General features: G+C 68.9%; 8 protein-coding genes. 3 read left to right on the forward strand and 5 right to left on the reverse strand.

Annotated elements, in window-relative coordinates; all coding sequences use genetic code 11:
• Positions 1-183 precede the first annotated feature (183 nt).
• From GFH49_RS23135 to GFH49_RS23155, 5 genes are all read right to left on the reverse strand, one after another.
• Positions 184-672, reverse strand: a complete 489-nt coding sequence (locus GFH49_RS23135) for a hypothetical protein (protein WP_230396445.1) — start codon at positions 670-672, stop codon at positions 184-186.
• Positions 641-901 (reverse strand): toxin C-terminal domain-containing protein, encoded by a 261-nt coding sequence (locus tag GFH49_RS23140; RefSeq protein WP_230396446.1) that lies wholly within the window; start codon positions 899-901, stop codon positions 641-643. Before GFH49_RS23140 ends, GFH49_RS23135 begins: the two co-directional genes overlap by 32 nt.
• Positions 902-1,341: 440 nt before the next feature.
• Complete coding sequence (locus tag GFH49_RS23145) at positions 1,342-1,746, reverse strand: type II toxin-antitoxin system VapC family toxin (RefSeq protein ID WP_155057998.1); 405 nt, start codon at positions 1,744-1,746, stop codon at positions 1,342-1,344.
• Positions 1,747-1,755: 9 nt separating this feature from the next.
• Complete coding sequence (locus GFH49_RS23150) at positions 1,756-1,953, reverse strand: hypothetical protein (RefSeq protein ID WP_155057999.1); 198 nt, start codon at positions 1,951-1,953, stop codon at positions 1,756-1,758.
• Between the two features lie 636 nt (positions 1,954-2,589).
• Complete coding sequence (locus tag GFH49_RS23155; protein ID WP_155058000.1) at positions 2,590-3,021, reverse strand: winged helix-turn-helix domain-containing protein; 432 nt, start codon at positions 3,019-3,021, stop codon at positions 2,590-2,592.
• A 320-nt stretch (positions 3,022-3,341) separates the two neighbouring features.
• On the opposite strand from GFH49_RS23155, the gene GFH49_RS23160 reads away from it, so the two are divergent.
• The 3 genes from GFH49_RS23160 to GFH49_RS23170 form a co-directional block, all read left to right on the forward strand.
• On the forward strand, positions 3,342-5,081 hold the full coding sequence (locus GFH49_RS23160) for a replication initiator (protein WP_155058001.1): 1,740 nt from the start codon (positions 3,342-3,344) through the stop codon (positions 5,079-5,081).
• A complete protein-coding gene (locus tag GFH49_RS23165) occupies positions 5,078-5,269 on the forward strand; it encodes a helix-turn-helix domain-containing protein (protein WP_155058002.1) in 192 nt (63 codons plus the stop codon). Before GFH49_RS23160 ends, GFH49_RS23165 begins: the two co-directional genes overlap by 4 nt.
• A partial coding sequence (locus GFH49_RS23170; protein WP_155058003.1) for a tyrosine-type recombinase/integrase occupies positions 5,269-6,424 on the forward strand: 1,156 nt, incomplete at its 3' end. The genes GFH49_RS23165 and GFH49_RS23170, both read left to right, overlap by 1 nt.

Below are 6,424 nucleotides of genomic sequence, written 5' to 3' on the forward strand. Positions count from 1 at the left end.
CAACACCCTCAGCACCGCCCTTGACGGCCCCGCCAACGACGAGTCGACCCGCGACGACGGCGATGACCCGCCGCCGTGCGGAGCCACCGTCCACTGACGTTGCCGTCAACTACTGCCGTCACGACGTGCAGAAGCCCCGCCAGAAACGATCTGGCGGGGCTTCATATTTGCGCTTGCGTGCTCTCACAAGCCCCAGGCGGACTCGCGGAACTGCCGCACTTCGGACGCGCTCGTCACCCACTCGGAGATGCGATTCCCGTCCTCGTCGACTTCACGGTGAGGCTCTACGTACCGCCACGGCTCTTGCGGGTCGAACGGTTCGTCGAGCTCATCCAGGAAGATGAGCGAATTCTGGACGTGGACCACATCCCCGTCTCGATACATAGGCCAACATGAGATGAAATTACTGGCTTCCGGATCAGTGATCGAAGCAATGAGACAAGAGGTCACCTTCTCGGAGCATTCAATTTCCCTCAGGGCACTCTCCCAGCTTCGGCGGTATTCATCCACCGACCAGAAGCTCAGATCCATCCGGAACGTCTCCGCGAAGCTGCCGACTCTGATCCTGGCGACAGCATCGGAGGATGACGGGGTCGCACCCTCCGAAACCGGATCGTCGATCACCTCGATTGAGAATCCATCATTCCTTGAGGTAGTTGAGATCTGGGTCATAGGTTCCGATCCGTTGCCCTCTGCGGTTGAACATCTTCCAGCCGTCCGTCACGTTATGGCCATCGACATCAGGCGTAATGTAGTTCTTTCCGTTGGAAAAGACGACCTGGCCATGCGAATTGAACGGTGCCTTCTGCGCGGGAATTCTTGTCCTGTACCCAAGTGCACCTGCCCGATCGGCCACGGTCCCGGCGTACAGCTCTCGGTTCTGCCGACTGCGCTCAGCCACCGAGTCCGGATGGTAGGGGTCACCCTTGAGCGCAGGGGAAGAGGTATACCCCTCCGGAAGGTCACAGTTGCTGTTGTGAACGAGAACCGGCGTGGCCCCCGCCAGCACATAGTACGTGTGCTAAGCGACCCCTCCCCACCTGCGTTTTCACAGGTCAAGTGATATTCGGCAGTTCGCTGAGGTGCGGGGTCGGCCGGGGTTGTTCGTGTTTGTTGCCGTCACTACTGCCGTCAAGGGTCTTGACCCCTCAGGCAGGGCTGGGGCCTCGCGGTGGCTCGGCCGTCCGCCGGTCCGGCAGTGGGGGCCGGGGCAAGCGGGCTCGCCGCTCGGAGGGGCTGGATTCATTCCCCGTCGGAGGCGACACGCCGACAGCCCGTTTCTTGTCAACCTGGTTACGGGCCGCTGCCTCGTCCGGGAGCCCGGTCCGGCTGCGCCGACGGCTACTCCGTGCCGAGGATGCGCAGACCGTGGTGGGTTCGGAAGTCCTCGTAGTCCTTGAGGTTGAGCGTGGCCAGCGGCAGGTCGTAGGTGAGGGCGCAGGCCGCGATCCACATGTCGTTGATCGGGCGTGGTCGTCCGCGCTGGATGCCTGCGGCTGACAGGCGGCCCCAGGTTGCGGCGACGGCTTCGTCGCCGGGCAGGATCGGGATGCCGGAGAGCCAGTCGGCGAGTTCCTGGCGGCTGCGGGTGCCCCAGTGGCGGATCTCGGTCCACTTGGTCAGTTCGCCGAAGGTCACGAAGGTGATCAGCGGCTTGCGGCCGATCAGCCTGGTGGCGAGCGGGCCGGTGAGCTTGCGCTTGTGGGACAGCGAGGCGACGTCGGTGTCGAGGATGACGGGTTGCACGGCGGCGGCTCAGGCGACGTCGCGGTGGCGCTCGGCGTACGTGAAGGCCAGGAACTCCTCCAGTTCCTCGTCCGACTCGAAGGTGTCGGCGGCGAGGTCGTCCAGGGACCGGATCGGCTGGGTGTTCTTCGCGGCCAGCAGTTCCTCGACCGAAACGCGAGGCCGAAGCGGTGGGTAGCCGGAGTACTCCGCGTCGGGTGTGCTCATCGGGGACCTCCACCAGGGACGGGATGTGACTACCAAAGTCAGCATACGGGGGCCGACCCGTGCTGGCACCGGGCTTCACCCCACGGAGCCGATCTCCGAACGCGCGTGCGCCGATCCTCGCAGGCATTGTCGGGATCTTGGGCTGGTGGCCTGCCCGGGGGGCGGGTACGCGCAGGAAGCCGACGCCAGCCCGGCGAACGGCCGAGTGCATGTTCCGAAGGCGGGTCGGAGAGGGACCGGCTGATGGTAGGGCGCTGGGAGCTTCGCTCCCCGCTGGAGACGACGTCCGTCACCGCCCTCGGTGAGCCCGGTGACGGATATGAAGGGTCGGCCCCCTGGCCGGCCCTGTGCCTGCGATCCGGCCGTAGGACGGTCGTGGGCGACAACTTGCTCTGCCAGGGCCCCGTTACGGTCAGCCCGGTGACCAGGCAGATTGCCGCTCTGACAGCCCCGGATCACCCCCGACTGCCGGGGCGGCTCGCCACCTGCGGCGTAGTCGGCCTCCCGATTGAACGGCGGGTTTGTCAGCGACGGCGGCCAGCCAATGCGGGCGGGGCCCGCCTTGAACCTCGAAGAGAAAATCTGAACGCACACCCCTGGCGGCCCGGTGTGTCCCGGGCCGCCCGGCACGGCCGGTCAGCGGCCGCGCCCGCCGCTGCGCGTCTCCAGGGCTTCGACGCGGCCACGAAGGTCGGCGATCTGCTCGACGGCGTCGGCCAGTGCCCGTTCCAACGCCTCGACGCGGGCCGCCACCCCGCTGACGAGTGCGGTCGCCTCCGGACTGTCGAGGTCATCAGCATCGTCTACGCCGTTGTCGCGGTGTGCGACGAAGGCACCCTTGCCGGGACGGGAGACCGCCCACCCGTCCTGCTTCAACAGGGCCATGGCCTTCTGCACAGTCAGGCTCGACGCCCCGAACTCCTGCATCAGCATGGCCTGCGTCGGCAACGCGTCCCCCGGCCGCAGCCCACCGGAGCGGATCCGCTCACGCAGGGTCTCGGCAATGACCTCGAACGTCAGCTGCACCCCGCTGCCCGCCGGCCTCCGCCCGCGCCGCCCCACCACCACGCCCGGTCACCCCCGCTTTCCACGCCCTCTACCAGCACAATCCGGCCCGTCCAAACCGGGGAACCGCCCTCACACTACCCGCGTCCCACCACTCACAGAAAGGAATGAGGAGGGATGCACTTGAATGCGCCCATGAGACGATGCTAACGTCACGCACCCGCCGGTGATCACCGCCGCGCCCCGCCGACCACGCCCCTCTGGTCCGGCCCCCGCGCCCAACTCCGAGGCGCCCCGTTCCTCTGTGAGCCGATCACTTCGGCCTGCCCACGCCACCCCGCGCCGTACCGCTTCCGCGCACTCGCCGAAAGGCCTCTTCTCGCATGCCCGCACAGCCCCAACTCCCGTACTCCACGACCGTTCCAGCCGCCTCGCGTCCGTCGTCGCCGTTCACGGCACCGACCTGCCCGGCGGACGCCACTGTCTCGCCGACAGCAGGGCGATCGGCGCTGGAGCGCCGCGCCAGGCTCACCGCAAAGCTGGCCAAGCTCGCCGCCACCGGCCAACTCGCACCCCTCGCACGACAGATAGCCGGACTCGGCGGATGCGCGCACCCGATCCGCCTCACCGGGCACCGCACCCGCCTGGACACCGCGACCGGTGAGGTCCTCGACCACTTCGACTCCGGCCGGCTCCCGGCAGGCGAACTGCTGGTCCGCTGCGGCAACCGCCGCGCCACCCGCTGCCCCGCCTGCTCCACCGTCTACCGCTACGACACCTACCAACTCATCGCAGCCGGACTACGCGGCGGCAAGACCGTCCCGGCAAGCGTGGCCGCGCACCCGCGCGTGTTCGCCACGCTCACCGCCCCCGGCTTCGGGCCCGTCCACAACCAGCCCGACGCCGGCCGCTGCCTCTGCAGTCAGGTCCACCCCGACGACGACCCGCTCCTCGGCACCCCGCTCGACCCCGACCGCTACGACTACACCGGCGCGGTCCTGTGGAACGCGCACGCCCCCACCCTGTGGGCCCGCTTCACCACCCACCTACGTCGGGAGATCGCCAAGGCCGCCGGGCTCACGCAACGGACCCTGCGGGACCACGCCACCCTCTCGTACGCCAAGGTCGCCGAGTACCAGAAACGGGGCCAGGTCCACTTCCACGCCGTCATCCGCCTCGACGGACCCACCGGCCCCACCAGCACCCCACCCGCCTGGGCCACCACCCAACTCCTCGACCAAGCCGTCCACGCCGCCGCCACACACACCCGTGTCCACCACCACGGCGAACCGCCGAAGCAACCGCAGCCCGCCGGACGCGTCCCCACATCCCCGCCCCAAGGCTCAGATCGGGCAGGGCGGTTGGTGATCCGGTTCGGGCGGCAGATCGACGTCCGGGCGATCCGCGGCACCGACTTCACCAGCGGCCCGGTCACCGACCGGCACGTCGCCGCCTACATCGCCAAGTACGCCACCAAGGGAGCCGAGACCACCACCGGCACCCTCGACCGCCGCCTCCGCTTCCTCGCCGAACTCGCCACCCACGACATCACCGACCACGCCCGCCGCATGATCCACACCGCCTGGCACCTCGCCACCCGCCCCCGGCACGCCCACCTCCGCCTACGCCAATGGGCCCACATGCTCGGCTTCCGAGGCCACTTCGCCACCCGCACCCGCCACTACTCCACCACCCTCGCCCACCTGCGAGCCGAACGCACCGCCTGGCGAACCCGCCAACACGACACCCAGACCCCAACCCCGGCGTCGGCTGAGACGCAGACCGGCCAGACGGACGGCAGTCAAGTCAGCGACGGCGCCGGACACCCCACTGACCTGGCCGCCGGTCACCGACCCGGTCACCGCAACATCGCCGGTCAGCGCGTGGACTCGGACACGACGCTGGTCATCTCCCACTGGCAGTACGCCGGAACCGGCCTCCTGCCCGAACTCGAACACCTCGCCGACCTCCTGGCCGCAAAACGGCAGACCCGACCCGAGCAACCGACCCGAACCCGACGCTCGAAGCGCTCCGGTGACCGCGCCGGTCAGTCCGCCGGTCACCCGGACGGTCACTCCACTCATCGGCTGACCAGCACTGTCCGGACGGGGGCCCTCGCGTGACCGCCGGCACCGAACTCCTCACCGTCCCCCAGGTCATGGAACGCCTCCAACTCGGCCGCACCGCCGTCTACGACCTCATCCGCACCCGGCAACTCCCCTCCATCACCCTCGGCCGCGCCCGCCGCATCCCCGCCCCCGCGCTCGACTCCCTCATCACCACCCGACTCGAACAGGAAGCCGCCGCCTGATGACCACGCCCCGCGACACCCCCGCCTCCCGCCGTGTGCGCGCCAACGGCGACGGGACCGTCTACCAGCGCAAGGACAGCCGCTGGGAAGCCGCCGGATACGTCCTCGCCCCCGGCAACACCCGCAAGCGCATCCGCGTATACGGCACCACCCGCAAGGAAGCTCTGGCCAAGCTCACCGAGAAGGTCGCCGCCAGCAACCGCGGCCTCCCCGTCCCCTCCGCTCAGGGCAGCGTGGCCGCGTACCTGACGTACTGGCTGGAGAACGTCGCCGTCCACCACCTCCGCGAGAACACCCACACGCGATACGCCGCCTGCGTCGACCAGTACCTGACCCCCGGCCTGGGCAAGAAGAGGCTCACCAAGATCACCGCCAAGGACGTCCGCACCTGGCTCAACCAGCTCCGCACCACCTGCCAGTGCTGCGCACGCGGCATCGACGCCGACCGCGACCAGCCCCGCTGCTGCGCCGCCGGAGCATGCTGCTCCAAGCGGCTCTCCCCACTGACACTGACGTACATCCACTCCGTACTCAAGTCCGCCCTGGAGCACGCCGTCCGCGAGGAAGAGATCCCACGCAACGTCGCCCGCAACGTCCGCACCGGCACCCCACGGCCCCGACGCTTCGAACCCCTCACCACCGACGAAGCCCGCCGACTCCTCACCACGGCCCAGGGGCATCGGCTGCACGCGCTGTTCGAACTCGCCCTCCACACCGGACTCCGCAAGGGCGAACTCCTCGGCCTGCACTGGAAAGACCTCGACCTCGGCTCGGGCACCGCCGCAATCCGCCGCACCCTTCAGCGCACCAGCGCAGGCGGGCTCACCACACTGCCCACCAAGACCCGGGCCTCTGAACGCCGCATCGCCCTCCCCACCCGCTGCATCCAGTCGCTGAAGCACCACCACGAACAGCAGCAGCGTGAGCGCGAGGCAGCAGGCACCACGTGGCAGCACAACGGGCACGTCTTCACCACGCCCCAGGGCAGGCCGATCGACCCGACCAACCTCACCCGCACCTTCACCACACTCCTCAGCAAGGCCAGCCTCCGCCGCATCCGCTTCCACGACCTCCGCCACTCGACCGCCACCCTGCTCCTGGAACAGGGCGTCGAACTCGTCGTGATCAAGGAACTCCTCGGCCACGCCCACATCG

It is taken from the genome of Streptomyces blattellae (assembly GCF_009709555.1).
Classification (GTDB): domain Bacteria; phylum Actinomycetota; class Actinomycetes; order Streptomycetales; family Streptomycetaceae; genus Streptomyces; species Streptomyces blattellae.

Bases quoted from the DNA above. Each gene is read 5' to 3' on its own strand.
- GFH49_RS23135 (WP_230396445.1), bottom strand. From the start codon at position 672: ATGACCCAGATCTCAACTACCTCAAGGAATGATGGATTCTCAATCGAG.
- GFH49_RS23150 (WP_155057999.1), bottom strand. From the start codon at position 1,953: ATGAGCACACCCGACGCGGAGTACTCCGGCTACCCACCGCTTCGGCCT.
- GFH49_RS23160 (WP_155058001.1), top strand. From the start codon at position 3,342: ATGCCCGCACAGCCCCAACTCCCGTACTCCACGACCGTTCCAGCCGCC.